The 16,636-nt window shown below is 48.0% G+C and carries 17 protein-coding genes; 6 read left to right on the plus strand and 11 right to left on the minus strand.

Annotated features, from left to right (window positions below; genetic code table 11):
• Window positions 1-22: 22 nt before the first annotated feature.
• Together HNY42_RS03540 and HNY42_RS03545 are read right to left on the minus strand one after the other, a co-directional pair.
• Window positions 23-2,575, minus strand: a complete 2,553-nt coding sequence (locus HNY42_RS03540) for an SH3 domain-containing C40 family peptidase (RefSeq protein ID WP_255508419.1) — start codon at window positions 2,573-2,575, stop codon at window positions 23-25.
• A gap of 179 nt (window positions 2,576-2,754) precedes the next feature.
• Window positions 2,755-3,306 carry a GNAT family N-acetyltransferase gene (locus HNY42_RS03545; protein ID WP_131503403.1) on the minus strand — a complete coding sequence of 184 codons (552 nt, stop codon included), beginning with the start codon at window positions 3,304-3,306 and terminating at the stop codon, window positions 2,755-2,757.
• A 263-nt stretch (window positions 3,307-3,569) separates the two neighbouring features.
• Between HNY42_RS03545 and HNY42_RS03550 the strand changes: the two genes are divergently transcribed.
• From HNY42_RS03550 to HNY42_RS03560, 3 genes are all read left to right on the plus strand, one after another.
• Window positions 3,570-3,899, plus strand: a complete 330-nt coding sequence (locus HNY42_RS03550) for a DMT family transporter (RefSeq protein ID WP_114597081.1) — start codon at window positions 3,570-3,572, stop codon at window positions 3,897-3,899.
• Entirely contained in the window at window positions 3,896-4,213 is a 318-nt protein-coding gene (locus tag HNY42_RS03555) for a DMT family transporter (protein ID WP_114597082.1), read from the plus strand. The genes HNY42_RS03550 and HNY42_RS03555 overlap by 4 nt, the downstream gene beginning before the upstream one ends.
• 123 nt (window positions 4,214-4,336) lie before the next feature.
• Window positions 4,337-5,092: a general stress protein gene (locus HNY42_RS03560; RefSeq protein ID WP_131503404.1), complete on the plus strand. Its 756-nt coding sequence runs from the start codon at window positions 4,337-4,339 to the stop codon at window positions 5,090-5,092.
• Between the two features lie 73 nt (window positions 5,093-5,165).
• On the opposite strand, the gene HNY42_RS03565 is transcribed toward HNY42_RS03560, so the two are convergent.
• On the minus strand, window positions 5,166-5,990 hold the full coding sequence (locus tag HNY42_RS03565; protein ID WP_131503405.1) for an aldo/keto reductase: 825 nt from the start codon (window positions 5,988-5,990) through the stop codon (window positions 5,166-5,168).
• A gap of 138 nt (window positions 5,991-6,128) precedes the next feature.
• On the opposite strand from HNY42_RS03565, the gene HNY42_RS03570 reads away from it, so the two are divergent.
• Window positions 6,129-7,154 carry an iron-containing alcohol dehydrogenase family protein gene (locus tag HNY42_RS03570; protein ID WP_131503406.1) on the plus strand — a complete coding sequence of 342 codons (1,026 nt, stop codon included), beginning with the start codon at window positions 6,129-6,131 and terminating at the stop codon, window positions 7,152-7,154.
• A gap of 54 nt (window positions 7,155-7,208) precedes the next feature.
• Here HNY42_RS03570 and HNY42_RS03575 read toward each other — a convergent pair whose 3' ends face one another.
• The 5 genes from HNY42_RS03575 to HNY42_RS03595 all read right to left on the minus strand — a co-directional run bounded on the left by HNY42_RS03575 (window position 7,209) and on the right by HNY42_RS03595 (window position 10,937).
• The gene (locus HNY42_RS03575) at window positions 7,209-8,171 is read right to left on the minus strand and encodes an EAL domain-containing protein (protein ID WP_131503407.1); all 963 of its coding nucleotides are present in this window, start codon (window positions 8,169-8,171) and stop codon (window positions 7,209-7,211) included.
• A 212-nt stretch (window positions 8,172-8,383) separates the two neighbouring features.
• Complete coding sequence (locus HNY42_RS03580) at window positions 8,384-8,656, minus strand: DUF1294 domain-containing protein (protein ID WP_131503408.1); 273 nt, start codon at window positions 8,654-8,656, stop codon at window positions 8,384-8,386.
• An 8-nt stretch (window positions 8,657-8,664) separates the two neighbouring features.
• Window positions 8,665-9,402: a TPM domain-containing protein gene (locus tag HNY42_RS03585; RefSeq protein WP_131503409.1), complete on the minus strand. Its 738-nt coding sequence runs from the start codon at window positions 9,400-9,402 to the stop codon at window positions 8,665-8,667.
• On the minus strand, window positions 9,399-9,992 hold the full coding sequence (locus tag HNY42_RS03590; protein WP_114597089.1) for a LemA family protein: 594 nt from the start codon (window positions 9,990-9,992) through the stop codon (window positions 9,399-9,401). Before HNY42_RS03590 ends, HNY42_RS03585 begins: the two co-directional genes overlap by 4 nt.
• Before the next feature lie 108 nt (window positions 9,993-10,100).
• Window positions 10,101-10,937 carry an undecaprenyl-diphosphate phosphatase gene (locus HNY42_RS03595; RefSeq protein ID WP_188005117.1) on the minus strand — a complete coding sequence of 279 codons (837 nt, stop codon included), beginning with the start codon at window positions 10,935-10,937 and terminating at the stop codon, window positions 10,101-10,103.
• Window positions 10,938-11,108: 171 nt separating this feature from the next.
• Here HNY42_RS03595 and HNY42_RS03600 point away from each other — a divergent pair, with 171 nt between their 5' ends.
• Window positions 11,109-13,232, plus strand: a complete 2,124-nt coding sequence (locus tag HNY42_RS03600) for a heavy metal translocating P-type ATPase (RefSeq protein ID WP_188005118.1) — start codon at window positions 11,109-11,111, stop codon at window positions 13,230-13,232.
• A 63-nt stretch (window positions 13,233-13,295) separates the two neighbouring features.
• Here HNY42_RS03600 and HNY42_RS03605 read toward each other — a convergent pair whose 3' ends face one another.
• From HNY42_RS03605 to HNY42_RS03615, 3 genes are all read right to left on the minus strand, one after another.
• On the minus strand, window positions 13,296-14,108 hold the full coding sequence (locus HNY42_RS03605; RefSeq protein ID WP_012369327.1) for a ZIP family metal transporter: 813 nt from the start codon (window positions 14,106-14,108) through the stop codon (window positions 13,296-13,298).
• Window positions 14,109-14,177: 69 nt separating this feature from the next.
• Window positions 14,178-14,507, minus strand: a complete 330-nt coding sequence (locus tag HNY42_RS03610; RefSeq protein ID WP_131973304.1) for a YolD-like family protein — start codon at window positions 14,505-14,507, stop codon at window positions 14,178-14,180.
• Entirely contained in the window at window positions 14,491-15,816 is a 1,326-nt protein-coding gene (locus HNY42_RS03615; protein ID WP_188005119.1) for a Y-family DNA polymerase, read from the minus strand. The genes HNY42_RS03610 and HNY42_RS03615 overlap by 17 nt, the downstream gene beginning before the upstream one ends.
• A 157-nt stretch (window positions 15,817-15,973) precedes the next feature.
• Here HNY42_RS03615 and HNY42_RS03620 point away from each other — a divergent pair, with 157 nt between their 5' ends.
• Window positions 15,974-16,621 carry a pentapeptide repeat-containing protein gene (locus tag HNY42_RS03620; protein ID WP_131503414.1) on the plus strand — a complete coding sequence of 216 codons (648 nt, stop codon included), beginning with the start codon at window positions 15,974-15,976 and terminating at the stop codon, window positions 16,619-16,621.
• The last annotated feature ends 15 nt before the right edge of the window (window positions 16,622-16,636 follow it).

Below are 16,636 nucleotides of genomic sequence, written 5' to 3' on the forward strand. Positions count from 1 at the left end.
GGTCCATACGCCTCTTTTTGTGTTACATCGATTTGAAGCCAAGAAAGTGTTCCCGCCAACGCGGTTCATAGATCGAGTTGATTTGCAGCTGTGAGCCACCCGCATGAATGAAATATTCATTGTCGAGCATGATGCCGATATGCGATGGTCCATCCGTATACGTATTTTCGAAAAAGACGATATCCGATCGTTTCCCGCTACTGATTGTCGTCCGCCGGTTCGTAAAGAAAGCCCCGTACCAGTAACCACTGACGTTCGTCCGGCCGCCGTACTTTCCGGCTTCGTTCGTTGCATAGTGAATCAGTCCCGAACAATCAAAACCGCCGTTGGCTGCCGTTTGAGAACCCCACGTATACGGCGTTCCCAAGTGTTTCGCGGCTGCTTGGATTAACTTTTCACCACGCGATGTATTCTTCTGTGCGATCCGTGCATCCGTCTTGACGGTGACAGCGCTGACCGGCAGATAAACAGGTGACCAGCCGGACTGAATGACATAAAAATTGCCGACCCGATACCGGGGATAGACGCGTTTTCCCTGTTCAATCAATCCGGCACTTTTCGGACTGACGGGTGTTGCAAAATAAGACGTCGTTGTTTTGACTGTGTAGATTTTTTGACGGTTGATTGCTTGTTGGGCGTAACGCATATCCGGTTTCGTCGTCCCGATGTATGGATTGATGATGTAACCGGTCGTTCCGTTCGGTAGGCGAACCTTCCAAAAGTCATCGTCAATCGCCTTTAGACCAATCAGTTTCGTGCCTTTGCTTAAATAACCGGCAGGGCGGCTATACGCGACATCGGCTGAAAAGAGTGGGGTCTGATCAAAATGGACATAAAAGACCGTTCCGACTTTCGGACGCGCGACCGGTTTGTTTAAGCCGAGTTTGCTCGAGTCGACAAAACCAAACGTCGTACCGATCTTAACGCGGGTGTAATAGCCGCTTGTGCCGTAAATCGACAGCAGGGTATTTTTCTTCAGTGTACCGATTTTCCCTGTCAGACTGGCTTTCGGATGAACGACTAATTTATCTTCGAGGACGTAACGTGTTCCGGTGACATCATACAAATCCGGTTTTCTCGTCACAAGATCCGTTGTCTTGACGTAGCCGTACACCGATCCGACTTTGACGCGTGTATACACGCCACTTGTGCCGTAAATATCGATGGATTCCGCCCGTTTTATAGAGCGAAGAACATTTTTGGCTGTCGTATCTTTAAAGATCGATGTGTTTTTGTTCGCATAACGAAGTCCTGTTTTAACGAAGACTTTTGTTGGGGCAAGCGTATTTGTTAAGACGTACGCATATTGTCCGCGGAATAAAATTCGGCTGTATGCACCGCTCGTTCCATAAACCGTCAGCAGGGTATTCGTCTGATGCTGCTTTAAGACGGGACTGGATACATTGGGAGCAGAACGGATTGCTGTCGGTGTCTGAACGTATAAACGATTTGTTTTGGCATAGACTTTTAATGGAGCGAGCGTATTTGTCAAAACGTACGCATATTGTCCGCGGAATAAGATCCGGCTGTACGCACCGCTCGTCCCGTAGACCGTCAGCAGGGTATTCGTCTGGTGTTCTTTTAAGACGGGACTCGATGCGTTGGGTGCTTGGCGGATTGGAGTAGGAGACTGGACATACAAACGGGCTGTTTGTGCAAAAAACTCCAAATCTCCTAACTGAGCTGTCAGGACAAATCCATAGACACCGTTTAAGCGGACTCGTGTATAAGCACCGGATACACCGTAGATGTCGACTAATTGATTTTGTGCCAATGTCCCAAGCAGTTTCCCGGTCGCCGTAGCGGTTGGGTAGACGTTGGCAAGTTGTTGACTGTACTTTTTGCCGGTTGCTTCATACGAGACGACCGGTTTCGTTCCGAGGTGAGCCGTTAAGACAAAAGCATATGTACCGTTCCACTCGATCCGGGTAAAAGTCCCTGACGTCCCGAACGTCTTGATGGAATCGTTTTGTTTCAACGTGGTGAGCGGTGTTCCAACTGCATCGGCTGTTGGATAAACCGACGTTTTTTCTTGAACGAACCGTTCACCGGTCATCGAGTACACAGGGGTTGTACTTAAATCCGCTGTCAGGACGAACAGATAGCCGGTATCCTGTTTAATCCGGCTGAAGAGACCGACCTGACCGTATGTATCAAGCTGCTTATTTTGATCAAATGTTTGTGCTGTCGCCGTTGAAGAATCTGCTGCTGTATAAAGAACTGTGACCTTATTCGTATACCGGCTATCGATTCTTGGATATGTAGGTGTATCCGCTAATTGATCTGTCTTCACGAAACGATAGACGCCATCGAGCAGGATGCGTGTAAACAGACCTTCTGTCCCGAACGTCTCGACTTCAGTTGTGGCAGAAAGGGTAGCGACTGCTTCTGTACTTTCCGGTGTTTCGAAGACCGGGGTATCGGTTTGGGTAAACAGTTTACCGGTTGCAAGTTCCGTTTTCTCGTCGACGACCGTTTGCGAAATGTCTCCTTCTGCCAAGGCACTGATCGGGAATGAACTGAACAGCATGACGGAAGCAGCAAGTGTCGTGAACCATTTTTTTGAAAGAGGCATCGTATGTAAAACTCCATTTCTCTAGAAAATTAATTTTTACTCCAGTTAAAACTAAGTTTACCATGTTCATTTTTAAAGGTGTAAAAAGATATCAAAAAAAGTCAATCATCAACCAAATGCTATACAAGGAAATGAAAAACCGGTCCCTCCTGGATAAGAGGCACCGGTCTGGTTTATTTTTAATCGTCTTCATGGTCGACCTGCCACTCCCAATCGAGCATGCCGTAAATGAGGGAATCGCGCCAATGGTCTTCGAGATAAACCGTTTCGCGGAGTTGACCTTCTTTCGTCATCCCGACTTTCTGGAGGACACGTTCTGAAGCGACGTTTCGCGGATCACATGTTGCTGTAATCCGGTGTAACTCCAGTTTCTCGAATCCGAATTCGAGTAAAAATGCGGCAACGGATGTCGCATAGCCGTTTCCCCATTCATCCGGCGACAGAATGTAACCGATCTCCGCCGTTTTGTGTTCGGTATCGGTGATCACCAGTTCACCGGCTCCAATCACACGATCATCCGGGAAGGTGACGGCGAAGACATACCGGCGGCGCGGATTCTCAAGTTCGCTTTCAAGTGCGTCATGAATAAATTGTTTGCTGTCACTTTCGGAGTTGGGTCCCCACGATTGATACTGACTGACGATGGGTTTTGAGGCATAGGCATGGACAGCTTCTAAATCTTCTGGAGTAAAACGACGGATCCGTAGTTGCTCATTGATTTTGTAGCGCATGATGGACTCCTCCTCTATAGTTGACTCTTTATAAGATATTGGCTGTTCAGCCGGATTTTCCTGTTTGACAGGCAAAATCGGGCGTGCTAAAGTCGGGATATCGAATGAACAGAATAGTAATCCTCTAGGGTTCCGTTCGGCTGGACCAAGGGAGGAACATAAGGGGAACCTTATGCAACGGAGGGATAAAAGCCCGGGAGTAAAGCGTTTAGGCGCTTGCTCCCGGGCTTTTTTGTTTGATTCGAAACAGAGGAGGAAACAACATGGCAAAATATTGGTTAAGCATCATCCTGGCATCCTTTTTTGAAGTCGGTTGGGTCATCGGATTAAAACACGCAGCGACCCCACTCGAGTGGGGAGCGACGATTGTCAGCATCATCGTCAGCTTCACGGTGTTAATCAAGGTCAGTAATCATCTGCCGGTCGGAACGGTCTATGCGGTGTTCGTCGGACTCGGAACAGCGGGTACGGTCGTAACGGATATCGTCTTATTCGGTCAGTCGGCATCCATCATCAAGTTGATGTTGATTGCAGTCCTGTTAGTGGGTGTGATTGGTTTGAAATTAGTCAGTGGGGAGGGGGAACAACAATGAGTTGGTTCTATTTGATTCTGGCAGGACTATTTGAAATGTTAGGTGTCGTCCTGATCAATACGTTTAATCAGCAAAAAAACACCAAAAATCTGTTGTTGATGTTCGCTGGTTTTGGTCTCAGTTTTTTATTCCTCACTTTGGCGATGAATGAGCTGCCGATGGGGACGGCCTATGCGGTGTGGACCGGAATTGGAGCAGCAGGCGGTACGATTCTCAGCATGATTTTTTACAACGAAGCGAAGGATTGGAAACGGATTGTTTGTATCGGTTTAATTCTCAGTGCGACGATCGGTTTGAAGCTGGTCGGAGAATAAACATATCATTTAGATTACTTTTCCTGTTTGAGCCGACTGGGTGGCATATTTTAGCTGAAAAAAGGAAATACTCCTTATAAGACAAGTACGTCATTAAATTCGTGCATAAGGGGATGGATTGGTATGAAAACGAAACAGTATATCGGAACGTTTTATAAAGAAGAAGAACTGATTTCAAAAATGGATGAGTTGCATCAGCAAGGTCATCGCGAAGAAGATTTTTATATCATCGTTAAAGAAAAATCGAATCTTCAACTGGTCCGCAGTCAGATGGACGCGGAAATCGCGACGACGAAACCGTCGTGGATTGACCGGATTCGCGGGAATCAGGGACGTGATCAGGAAGTAAATGATCTGTTTGGTTCACTCGATTTACCGGCGGATCAAGTCGAGGTCCATAAGACGGAAGTCGAAGGCGGTGGATTCGTTCTGTTACTGGAAGTTCAGGACATTCAGTTCGATCCCCACTTAAACACGGACAATACACATCCTGACGTCAAAGTACGTTACGGCAGTTACGAAGAAACGCATACATCGGACGATGCCAATTCAAATGCCCAACTCGGATCGGGAAATCCGCTTGATGTCGATAAAGACTCAAAAGAAGAACACGCGGAGATTGATTTGCACCGTGCGGGTACGGATAAGATGCCGCAAGACGAAGAAGCCATTCATCATGCCAAGTTAAAAGAAGATCGTAAACCGGATATCGCGATGCGCCGGGACGATGATTTTAAGCGTCCGGAGTGGGAAGAACAAAAAGTACGTCACGAAGAACAGCAGGACGGGAAAAAAGACGACATCCACCGTCCGAACCGTTCGGCGGATCATTCCGATGATTTAGCAAAACAAGATCACGGAAATGATTTGGACCGTTAATGCATACAAAAAGGCTGACGCTCATGTCAGCCTTTTTGTATGGGGCGATGTTTACGTTGATGTAAGCCTCGTCTTATTTTTTATGCATGTCGTCCGGATTCGAGCCGGTCCGCTCATTCCGATTGAGCTGATCGATTTGTCGCATGTCATCCGGTGATAACACAAAATCAAAGATGTCCAAGTTTTCCTGAATCCGGCTTGGTGTGACGGATTTCGGGATCGCGATGATGTCATGCTGAAGATGCCAACGGAGAACGACTTGAGCAGGTGTCTTACCGTGACGTGCCGCGATGTCTGTGATGACCGGGTCTGTTAAGGCATCGCGTCCCTTCATCAACGGGCTCCAGGCTTCGACGACAATCCCGTTCTTTTGGCAAAATGCGCGAATCGCTTCCTGACTTAAGAACGGATGCAGTTCGATTTGATTGACGGCAGGGACGACGGTTCCTTCTTCCAATACCCGTGTTAAATGCGGAATGTGGAAATTCGATACTCCGATCGCTTTTGTTTTGCCATCTCGATACAGCTGTTCTAAAGCACGCCACGTATCCATATACAAATCCTCGTCCGGCATCGGCCAATGAATTAAGTATAAATCAACGTAATCAACCCCGAGCTTTTGGAGACTGGTTTCAAACGCGGCCAGTGTCCGTTCATAACCTTGATCCTTATTCCAAACCTTTGTCGTCAAAAAGATATCTTCCCGTGGAATCCCCGAATCCTTTAAGGCGCGACCGACACCGGCCTCGTTTTCATAAATCATTGCCGTATCAATGGAACGGTAGCCGACCCGTAAAGCTTCCCGCACCGCTTCATACACTTCCTGTTCCGGGACTTTAAACACACCGTATCCGAGTTGCGGCATGACCACCCCATTGTTCAACGTAACGAATTCCATTTGAATTCCCCCTTAAGATAATAATCCTGTCTTACCCAGTTTACGCTTTTCACTTTCGAAAATCGAATCAAAGGAAGGGTTGAATTGGCACAAGGAAATCCGTATACTGAGCGTTAACAAATAATGGGAGGGATCAGGATGATTCGTCAAGCCGTTTTACAATACATACACGAAGAACAAGCCGTCGATCGGCTTTCAGAACTGTTACGGGGGAGAAAAGCGGTGCTGATTCACGGTGAACAGGCATTAAAATCGTCCGAACAGTATTTGCCGGAATTGCCGAAGCTGCTGTTTTCCGGACATTGTACAGATCAGCAGGTAATAGAGCTTACAGAACAATGTGCCGCGTACGAAATGATCATCGCTCTTGGCGGCGGGTCCGTCATTGATACGGCCAAACAAGTGGCCGTCAAACGAAATTGCCCGTTGATTGTCATTCCGACGATCGTCTCGAACTGTGCCCCGTGGACACCCCTTAGTGTCATGTATGATGAACGGGGTCGGTACCTTCGTTTTGACACGATTCCTGTCGTCATTGAAGCATTATTGCTCGACCATCGGATTTTAGCAGCCAGTCCATATGATTATTTTGTTGCCGGACTGGTCGATACATTAGCGAAATGGTACGAAGCCCGGGCGCTGAGCGGATCGACTTCTGACCATCCTGTCGTCGAATCGGCCTTACGGATGGCAGAACACTGTAAACGATTAATTTTGCAGACACCGATCAGTCCAAAACAATTTCAGGAGTATTCGTCCCCGATTCAACATCTGGTGGAGACGGTCATTCCGCTTGCCGGAAGTGTCGGTGGATTCGGTGACGAAGCAACACGTGGGGCGATTGGTCACGGTGTTCATAATGCGTTATCTCCGTTCCCGTCGACGAACCGGATTTTACACGGAAGTAAAGTCGGTTACGGCTTGTTGATTCAGGAGTTATTGTTAGGTGAAACAGTGTCCTATACAGAGTTGCGAGAGTATTTGATTGAAAACAAACAACCGACGACGAGTACAAATCTAGGATTGACGGAAGCGGAGCGAGCCGACTTGGCGCAACGAATTGGTCAGGAACCGCTCTGTCAACTGATTGCGACGGATTGGTCGAAGGCGACCGTTCTTTCGGCCTTAATGAAAAATGACCGGGAAGCAGTACTCATATCTTGATGGAAATATAAGATAAAGCCCCTCTCCTCGAAGCGGAGGAGAGGGGCTTTACGATTACTGTGCTTTTGCCAGTTCTGAGTACGGTGCGGGACGGCCGAGCAGATAACCTTGTCCGAGATCAAATCCAAGTTCGCGGCAGAGATCGAGTTCTTCCTGACGTTCGATGCCTTCCGCAAGAATCTGAATCCCCATCTCTTTTGTTAAATGACGCGCTTTTCGTAAAAAGGCTTCATTTTCTGTTACAGTGTCACAGTTTGAGATGAAGGCACGATCAATTTTGACATAATCCGGTTGGAGTAACGACAACATATCAAGCGTCGAGAAGCCGGCACCGACATCATCGAGTGCTACTTGGATGCCTTGTTTTTTATATTGTTCGAAGACATGTTTCAAGTGATTGACGTCTTCGATTTTTTCCGTCTCGACGACTTCGAACACGAGCCGGCTTGGATCCACGTTATACCGTTCGACGATTTCGAACGTATGACGCAGGCAGTACTCCGGATTGTAGATGGTCGAAGGGAGGAAGTTAATAAAGGTTTTTTGCGTTCCACCGACCAGATGTGTTGCCCGAATCGCTTCTTCACGCGCCCGTTGATCGAGTCGGGAATGAAGCCCCATTTTGGAAGCGGTCGAAAAGAGCAGACCCGGGGACATCGGAATCGTTTGGTCAGCGGCCCGAAGCAACGCTTCATTCGCAAAAAGTGAGTTGTCTTGAATGTTGAAGATTGGTTGCAGATGACTCGTCATGATGCCGTTTTGAATGAAATCAATGGCTTGTCGGCTCTTCAACTGTTCGAGCAAAACAGAAGCTGCAAGTACAGGTGTCACGAGACGTGATCCGTTCGCCCGGCAGGAAACCGGAAAATCCCCAATCTGTAACGTAGAGCTAAGGATTTGTTCCAACTGCTCAAATGAACTGTAAGAAAATACTTCTGGCGCAGGCGATTGAATATGTAAAGAACCGGCCTCGATAAAACGGATTGTTGTTGTACATTCGGCGCAAGGATGCCACATGAATGGGTGTCCACCTCTCTTGGTAAAATACGTCTGTAAAAGATGTATTTATTAAATTAGTTAAAGTCTTTACCCGAAGATAATCTATAAATAAACCTGATATCAACTATTTGTCCTTCAATTGACCAAAGTAAAAAAAAGATAGGTACAGTTCATCTTTTGATGAACCATCCTGTCTTTTTTATCGGTTAATCGGTACATAATTTAAAGGATTACGATCGAATCCACAAAATCCAAAGCGTAGCATGAAGTAAAATTGCTAACGGTACAAAGAGTTGGAATTTGGCGGTCCGTGTTTTATGCCGGACGAGTTGCATTGCCAAAAGCGTCCCGAGAGCGCCGCCTAAAAAAGCAATTGTCAACAAGGTGGCTTCCGGCGTCCGCCATTCGTGTTGCTGCGCTTGGCGTTTATCCCGCCACATTGAAACAAATCCAATGACGGTCATGATGCCGTAAAATACAACGATACCTGAAAAAATAGTCATAGCAGTCCTTACCTTTCCGCACCGCCGCCGCCGGAACTGCCGCCACCGCCCCGGCTGCCGCCACCGCCTCCACCACCACGCATGATAGCGGAAAAGATGTTGATGATGGCAAAAAAGAACATCCCGCCGGTGAACTTCATATCGAGGAATAACAAGAGAACGAGACCTGCGCCAATCAGGACTTTTGCCCATGTACTCAAACCGTCGTCCGCACTTTTCTTAACCGGATCCTGCGATTCAAGCGATTGTTCTTTCGAAACGACACTGACGACCGCTTTATATGTTTCGGACGCTGCTTTACCATACTCGCCTTGATCACGATAGGGAACAGCGTACTTGTCGAGGATGCGTCCGGCTGTGATGTCGGTCAGAATGCCTTCGAGCTTATAGCCGACTTCGATCCGGAAGTTCCGGTCTTTTTCGTTTGGTGCCACGACAACGAGAATTCCGTTATCTTTTCCGGCCTGTCCAATACCTTGAGCCCGGAACGTTTCATTGGCATACGTGCTTAGATCTTGTCCTTTTAAATCCGGCACAGTCTTGAGCACGACCTGTGCCGTTGTATATTGTTCGAGTTCTTGCCCGAGACGAGCGAGTTCCGCTTCTTCCGACGCGGTCAGCAGCTGTGCATCATCCTGAATGAAGAATGCTGCGCCCGTGCGTTCTGACACGGCTTCGGCAGTCGGAGTCAGAAGGAAGAAGACGAGGAACGCGGTAAAAAGCAGTCGCGTTCGTCGCCAAATCATTTCGAGTCACTATTGAAGTCGACCGTCGGATTTTCACGGTCACTTTCGGAGATTTCATAATATGGTTTTTTCTCGAAACCAAATGCCGAAGCATAAAGCGAAGTTGGGAAACTGCGACGTTTTTTGTTATAGACTGTCACAGCATCATTATAATCTTTACGGGCAATACCCAGACGATTTTCCGTTCCTTCGAGTGTATCCATCAACGATTGGAACCGTTCGCTTGATTTTAAGTCCGGATATGTCGTTTGCAACGCGATTAATCCACGAAGCGAAGATGTGACCTGTTGATCGGCTTCAATCCGTTGTTCTGTTGAAGCAGCACGTGCTAAGCCGGCTTGTGCTTCAGCGATATCACCATACACTTTTTGTTCCTGACCGGCGACACCTTTGACGGTTTCGACGAGATTCGGAATTAAATCCGCCCGGCGTTTGATTTGATTATCGACTTGCGACCACTTATTTGAAACATCTTCTTCCACATTGACGAGACTGTTGTATTGTCCGATTGCTAAAAATGCAATGAGGACGACGACCGCAATCCCGATGATGAGAGGTAACTTGGAACCTCCACGATTTCTACGAGCCATAACGATGACCACTCCTTTTTTCTGTATCTCAACTATATATACCCTAATCGTTCTTAATTAGTTTCATGAAAATGAAAAACTACCAACGATTCGCTGGTAGTTTGAGGATTACATGTAGACGATGACCGCAAGAATGGCTGCCAGGACAAGGCGGTAAATCGCAAACGGAACGAGTTTGATTTTGTTGATCAGTTTCAGGAAGAAACGAATCGACAGTAACGCAAAACCGAACGAAGCGATGAAACCGACGATGTAAAAGCTGAGGTGTGCCATTTCGATGTACTGCCAATTTTTAACGAGTGACAGGGCACTTGCACCAAACATGATCGGAACAGCCATGATGAACGTAAAGTCTGCTGCCGTCCGGTGATTCATCCCGAGGAAAACCCCTCCGGAAATCGTCGAACCCGACCGTGAGAAGCCCGGCCAAAGCGAGATACATTGGAATAGACCGACAAGTGCAGCCTGGCGGTACGAAATCTGATCAAGCGTCGTTGTTTTCGGTTCTTTTGGTCCGAATTTGTCGGCGGCAATCATCAAGATGGCGCCGGTTGCAAGACCGATGATGACGGTATCAATCGAGAAGAGGTTCTCATCGATGAAGTCTTCAAACAACAGACCGAGAACAGCCGCCGGAAGTAGACCAATCAGGACGTGACGTAATTTTAACTTGTGAGTACCGGTTGCATCATGTTCGCCTTCGATCTTGTAGAGACCAATCAGGCTGAACAACCGTTTCCAAAAGACGACGATGACGGCTAAAATCGAACCGAGCTGGATGACAATCTTAAATGTATTCGCGGAGTACTGAGTTAAGAACTCTGAAGTCTGCAGCCACATATCATCGACGATGATCATATGTCCGGTCGAGGAGACAGGGGCGAATTCCGTCATTCCTTCGACGAAACCGAGTAAAAGTGCTTTAAGTAATTCAATGATAGTCATGTTATTCTCCTTCTATATTTTACTATCTAAAAACATATCACGTTTTATTCTTCTGAGATAGAACTAATCAAAATATCGGGCGCAAGTCTGAGACAAAAGTGACTTGTTGAAAAATCAAAAAGAGCGTAAACTATTCTTATAATCAAACTATCGTTTGAATGAGGTGAGAGAATGGAAGCAAAAACAGAACGTCTTCAGATTACAGGAATCGATTGTGCGAACTGCGCGGCAAAAGTGGAGCGGGGTGTTGCGAACGTAACAGGCATTGAACAGGCAGATTTGGATTTTGCCGGTCAGAAACTTTATCTGACGTATGAAAAGGACGTTGCATACGACGAGACGTATCAGGCAGTCATTGAACGGATTCAGCAGCTCGAACCGGATGTACAAGTGATACGGACAGCATCCGCAGAAGCAGTTGATCCGCATCAACAGGTGGGACATGACCATAGTCATCCGCACGATCACGGTCCATTTTTAAATCGTACGAAAAAAATACAATATAGTATCGGGATGATATCCTTCATCGGTGCCTTTTTTGTTCCGGGATCAATTGACCTTCTATTTTTTACGATTGCCTACTTTTTAATCGGTTGGGATGTCCTTCGAACCGCTGTAAGAAATATCCGGCAAGGTCAAGTGTTTGATGAGAACTTTTTAATGGTCATTGCGACGGCTGGTGCTTTTTTAATCGGAGAATATCCGGAAGCCGTCGCTGTGATGCTGTTTTATCAAGTCGGTGAGTTTTTCCAACACCGTGCCGTCGATCAGTCGCGTAAATCGATTGCCGCGTTGATGGACATCCGGCCGGATATCGCGACGCTTGAGGATGGCCGGCGTGTGAGTCCGGAACAGGTGAACATCGGTCAACGGATTATTGTCCGGGCAGGGGAGAAGATTCCACTGGATGGGACTGTTCTTGAAGGGGAAGCGTTCATCGATACGACGGCATTGACCGGTGAATCGGTCCCGCGGCGTGTCCGTCCGACCGAGCCGATTTTAGCCGGGACGATTAATACCGATGGTCATCTGTTGATTCAGGTCGATCGACGATACAGTGAGTCGACCGTCGCTAAAATTCTGGATTTAGTCGAAAATGCGTCACGCCATAAAGCACCGACGGAAAAATTCATTACACGATTTGCACGGATTTATACACCGATTGTCGTCGTGATTGCAACACTTCTTGCCATCGTGCCGCCACTCGTTGTGACGGGAGCAGCTTGGAACGACTGGATTTACCGGGCACTTGTGTTCCTTGTCATCAGTTGTCCCTGTGCGCTCGTGATTTCAATCCCGCTCGGCTTCTTTAGTGGAATCGGTGTTGCTTCGAAACGCGGTATTCTTGTCAAAGGCGGAAATCATCTCGAAGCGTTACAACAACTCGATACGGTCGTCTTCGATAAAACGGGAACGTTGACGGAAGGTGTGTTTGAAGTCGTCGAACTGAAAGCCGTGCATGGATCGGAAGACGAACTGCTTCGCGTCGCAGCGACCGTTGAGCAACACTCGAATCATCCAATCGCAAAATCGATTCAACGGATGTATGCCCTGCATGGTTCTATTCCGACCGCTGTTCAAGACTATCAGGAAGTAGCCGGTTCCGGCGTCGCCGGACGGTTCGGCACGGATCAGATTCAGGCGGGAAATGCCCGGTGGTTCAAAGAACTCGGCTTGATGCCGCTCGATCAGACCGAAGACGGGACTTATGTGCATGTTGCCCGAAACGACAGCTACCTTGGATATATCCGGATTGCCGACCGTATTAAAGATACGACGATAGAAGCATTACGCGAACTAAAAACACTCGGGATTCGCCAGACAATCATGTTGACCGGAGACCGGCGGGAAACGGCGGAACGGATCGGGCAGCAAATCGGGATAACGCAAGTAAAGGCAGAACTGTTGCCACATCAAAAAGTGGAACAACTCGAAGCGATCTTAGATCAAGCAAAGGGACGGGTCGCGTTTGTCGGGGACGGAATTAATGATGCTCCCGTATTGACGCGGGCGGATGTCGGGATTGCGATGGGTGGACTTGGAAGTGACGTCGCGATTGAAGCAGCGGATGTCGTCCTGATGACGGATGAACCGAAACAACTGGTCGAAGCGATTCGGATTGCCCGGTCGACACGCCGGATCGTCTATCAGAACATTACGTTTGCATTAGGTATCAAAGGGATTTTCTTATTGCTTGGTGCCTTTGGTGTTGCGACGATGTGGGAAGCCGTTTTTGCCGATGTCGGTGTGACAGTCCTCGCTGTCCTAAATGCGATGCGGATTTTACGAAAATAAGAATTCAATCTACAAATAAAACCTCTCCCATATTTACACGGGAGAGGTTTTATTGATGTTACATCATCCAAGTGCGACGTCAAGAATCATCATAACAGTGAAACCGACCATCAGACCAAGTGTTGCCAAGTCTGATCCGTTTTCAGCCTGTGATTCGGGAATCAATTCTTCGACGACGACGAAAATCATTGCGCCGGCGGCAAACGCCAAAGCATACGGCAAGAGCGGTTGAATAAAGAAGACGGCAGCAGCTCCGACCATAGCGGCAATCGGTTCGACGATCGCCGACAATTGTCCGTAGTTAAAAGCCCGCCGACGTGACATGCCTTCTCCGCGAAGCGGAATCGACAAAGCAGCCCCTTCCGGCATGTTTTGAATCCCGATTCCAAGTGCCAGTGTCAAGGCACCGGCAACGGTCGCACCATCCATGTTCAGTGCGGCGGCACCGAAAGCGACACCGATCGCGAGTCCTTCCGGGATATTGTGGAGCGTAATCGCGAGAAACAGCAACGTTGTTTTTTTCAGACCGGTCGAAGGACCTTCAGCGGTTTCGAGCGGAGCGGATAAGTGCAGATGGGGAGTTACAAAATCCAGGAGGCGGACAAAAAAACCGCCTGCCAGAAAACCGATTGCGGCCGGCAACCAGGCAATCCCACCATCTTTTTCCGTAAATTCAATTGCCGGGGCAAGCAAGGACCAAAACGACGCCGCAATCATGACACCGGCTGCAAAGCCGAGCATCATATTCATGACCCGTTTTTCAATCGTCGTAAAGACGAAGACAAGTGCGGCCCCGAGTGCCGTCAATCCCCAGGTCATCATACCGGCAAGCAGGGCTTGCATGACGACCGGAAGTCCGGTAAACCATTCCATCATACCAATCAATCCTTCTTTCAATGACAATTCTTAAAATAAGTGCGTATCGTACAGCAGCTTCTGTCTCTTCTACCCGTTTTCGATCCGGATGATTCGTCCGAGCGGAATTTCAATCCGTGAGGACCCGCGCAAAACAAGGTACGCGCGCTCACGGTGAACCTGCTCGATGAATCCGGATGTCGTGACATAGCCTCTTTCACTATAATACGTGATTTCGAGCTCGGTTCCTTCTATTAATGATTGTTCGAGTAAAAAATGCCAAGGATACTGCAGTTGTTCATCGATGACAGGAAAATCGATGTGATGTTTTTCAAGATAATAGGCTTTAAGCAACTGGATGTGTTCCGGCATCAAAAAGGGAAGCCACTTGAGATTTCCGCGGTCACGGTAACGTGTCATGTAAATCACCTCCCGGATGTCCGCCGACGAATCGGAGCCGGCGTTTCGCGACACTTGTATCGAGGAAAGACACCGCCAGCCGGATCGTTCCTTTTCCGTAACGTAAATTGACATGGTCGATGGCTTTTAATAACCGTTTTCTGCGCCAGACCTTTGTATTGTCCTCAAACAAGGACAATTGAAGTGTTCCTTGATCCGGGGTGAGTTGTCCGAGGGCGACCGATAGAAAGCGAACCGGTTCACCGTCGAGCCAATTCGGTTCGAACAATTGGAGGACGTAACGCAACAACAGCCGTTCATCGGCTGTCGGATAAGGCAGGCGGAGCTGTTTCGAAAAGCCATCCCGGGTGACATGGCGGGAGTAGCGAACGCCGAGATGCACCGTCCAACCGACTTGATTAGAAAAACGGACCCGTGCCGCGACATCACCTGCTAATTCGGAGAGGACTAAACGAATCTGTTCGTACTGGTAATAGTCACGCATCAAGGTCACTCCATGGCCGATCGTTCGTTTGGCATCGGATGTGGTCTGAAATAAAGTCAGGGGATTGATGATCGTCGGAGAACTGTCAATTCCCCAGGCGTGATGCCAAAGTTCTGCCCCGATTACGCCGAACCGTTCGTGCAGATCTTCCACCCGTGCTGCTGCCAGGTCACCAATCGTTTCGATACCAAGCGCCAGCAAATTCTGTTCCATCATCCGTCCGATGCCCCACATTTTACGAATCGGAAAATCGTGCAGCAACCGGGAAACATCCGCATATCCGCATCGTGCGATGCCTTCACGTTTTCCACGTAAATCAAGGACCAGTTTTGCGATGACATTGTTCGGACCAATCCCGATCCGGACCGGAATGCCGGTCTGATGCCAAATCGCCGTCTGGATTTTTTGAGCCGTTTCAACATCTGAGCCAAAAAGCCGTTCCGTTCCGGTCATATCGATAAAGTTTTCGTCAATCGAATAGATCCGGATCGCGTCGGGAGGTGCAAACTGATGCAAGACATCCAGTACTTCGATTGATGTTTTCATGTATGCCAGCATCCGCGGTTCGACGAGCACAATCTGTTTCCGCTCACGAGAAGGCAGCTGCTCAATTTGATAAAGACGACTAGCTGTCTTAATGCCAAGTTGTTTTAAGGCGGGACTGGCCGCAAGAATAACGGATCCGGATCGATGAAGGTCTGATACGACAGCGAGTTTCGTCGTCAAAGGAGGAAGGTTTCGGTAACGGCATTCGCAACTGGCATAGAAGGAGACACTGTCGACACAAAAGATGCGTCGATCGGGAAAAGAGATAGTCGGGTTCATCGGAAACACTCCTTGATACATAAAAGAACGTTTGTTCTTGTTTTTGATTTGACTATATCATGGTCTCAGTCGGTCTCAAATCAAAAAACCAAAAAAAGAGTCAATCTTTGCTACACTAAGAAAGATGAAAGTGAAGTAAAGAAAGAAGGGGAAGTACGTGAAAAAACAAATCATTCAATTACCCGAGTTACCGCATCAATTGACAGCAGAAACCTTTGAGGATGTCGAAATCGATGACCCGTATCTGTACCAAACGCTGTATGAAAAAGAGACATTACCGGTCGAGCTGACAGAACGGCTGGACGTCAATCAAGTCTGTTTTCGGAACGTCTCGTTTGCAGGACTGGTTTTTGAACGGGCTTCATTTGAAAATGTCCGGTTTGAACAATGTGACTTGACGGGCTGCCAGTTTCAGGACAGTCGTTTTCACCGGATCGTCTTTGAGGATTGTCGTCTGACCGGGATTCACTTTGAGTCCAATACAATCGATCATGTGACGATCAAAAACTGTCAGGCTAATTATGCTCAAGTTATCCGGACAGCGTTACGTCACGTCGCACTGGAGCAGACGACGATGCGGGAAAGCCATTTCTTTGAAATGAAGCCAACCGATTTCCGTCTGCATGAAGTTGATTTATCGGAAAGCCAATGGGTCGAGACGGCGTTAAAAGGACTCGATCTGCGGCATGCCGATCTGTCCGGAATCACGATTGATCCACGCTTCTTACCGGGTGCCGTCGTTACGGAAAGCCAGGCCATCACATTTGCCCGTTTACTCGGACTCGTCATTCCAAGTCACGATTAACGATAAACAAAATGA

The sequence above is a fragment of the Exiguobacterium sp. Helios genome (genome assembly GCF_014524545.1).
Lineage (GTDB): Bacteria > Bacillota > Bacilli > Exiguobacteriales > Exiguobacteriaceae > Exiguobacterium_A.

Bases quoted from the DNA above. Each gene is read 5' to 3' on its own strand.
- HNY42_RS03540 (WP_255508419.1), bottom strand. From the start codon at position 2,575: ATGCCTCTTTCAAAAAAATGGTTCACGACACTTGCTGCTTCCGTCATG.
- HNY42_RS03545 (WP_131503403.1), bottom strand. From the start codon at position 3,306: ATGCGCTACAAAATCAATGAGCAACTACGGATCCGTCGTTTTACTCCA.
- HNY42_RS03550 (WP_114597081.1), top strand. From the start codon at position 3,570: ATGGCAAAATATTGGTTAAGCATCATCCTGGCATCCTTTTTTGAAGTC.
- HNY42_RS03555 (WP_114597082.1), top strand. From the start codon at position 3,896: ATGAGTTGGTTCTATTTGATTCTGGCAGGACTATTTGAAATGTTAGGT.
- HNY42_RS03560 (WP_131503404.1), top strand. From the start codon at position 4,337: ATGAAAACGAAACAGTATATCGGAACGTTTTATAAAGAAGAAGAACTG.
- HNY42_RS03565 (WP_131503405.1), bottom strand. From the start codon at position 5,990: ATGGAATTCGTTACGTTGAACAATGGGGTGGTCATGCCGCAACTCGGA.
- HNY42_RS03570 (WP_131503406.1), top strand. From the start codon at position 6,129: ATGATTCGTCAAGCCGTTTTACAATACATACACGAAGAACAAGCCGTC.
- HNY42_RS03575 (WP_131503407.1), bottom strand. From the start codon at position 8,171: ATGTGGCATCCTTGCGCCGAATGTACAACAACAATCCGTTTTATCGAG.
- HNY42_RS03580 (WP_131503408.1), bottom strand. From the start codon at position 8,656: ATGACTATTTTTTCAGGTATCGTTGTATTTTACGGCATCATGACCGTC.
- HNY42_RS03585 (WP_131503409.1), bottom strand. From the start codon at position 9,402: ATGATTTGGCGACGAACGCGACTGCTTTTTACCGCGTTCCTCGTCTTC.
- HNY42_RS03590 (WP_114597089.1), bottom strand. From the start codon at position 9,992: ATGGCTCGTAGAAATCGTGGAGGTTCCAAGTTACCTCTCATCATCGGG.
- HNY42_RS03595 (WP_188005117.1), bottom strand. From the start codon at position 10,937: ATGACTATCATTGAATTACTTAAAGCACTTTTACTCGGTTTCGTCGAA.
- HNY42_RS03600 (WP_188005118.1), top strand. From the start codon at position 11,109: ATGGAAGCAAAAACAGAACGTCTTCAGATTACAGGAATCGATTGTGCG.
- HNY42_RS03605 (WP_012369327.1), bottom strand. From the start codon at position 14,108: ATGATGGAATGGTTTACCGGACTTCCGGTCGTCATGCAAGCCCTGCTT.
- HNY42_RS03610 (WP_131973304.1), bottom strand. From the start codon at position 14,507: ATGACACGTTACCGTGACCGCGGAAATCTCAAGTGGCTTCCCTTTTTG.
- HNY42_RS03615 (WP_188005119.1), bottom strand. From the start codon at position 15,816: ATGAACCCGACTATCTCTTTTCCCGATCGACGCATCTTTTGTGTCGAC.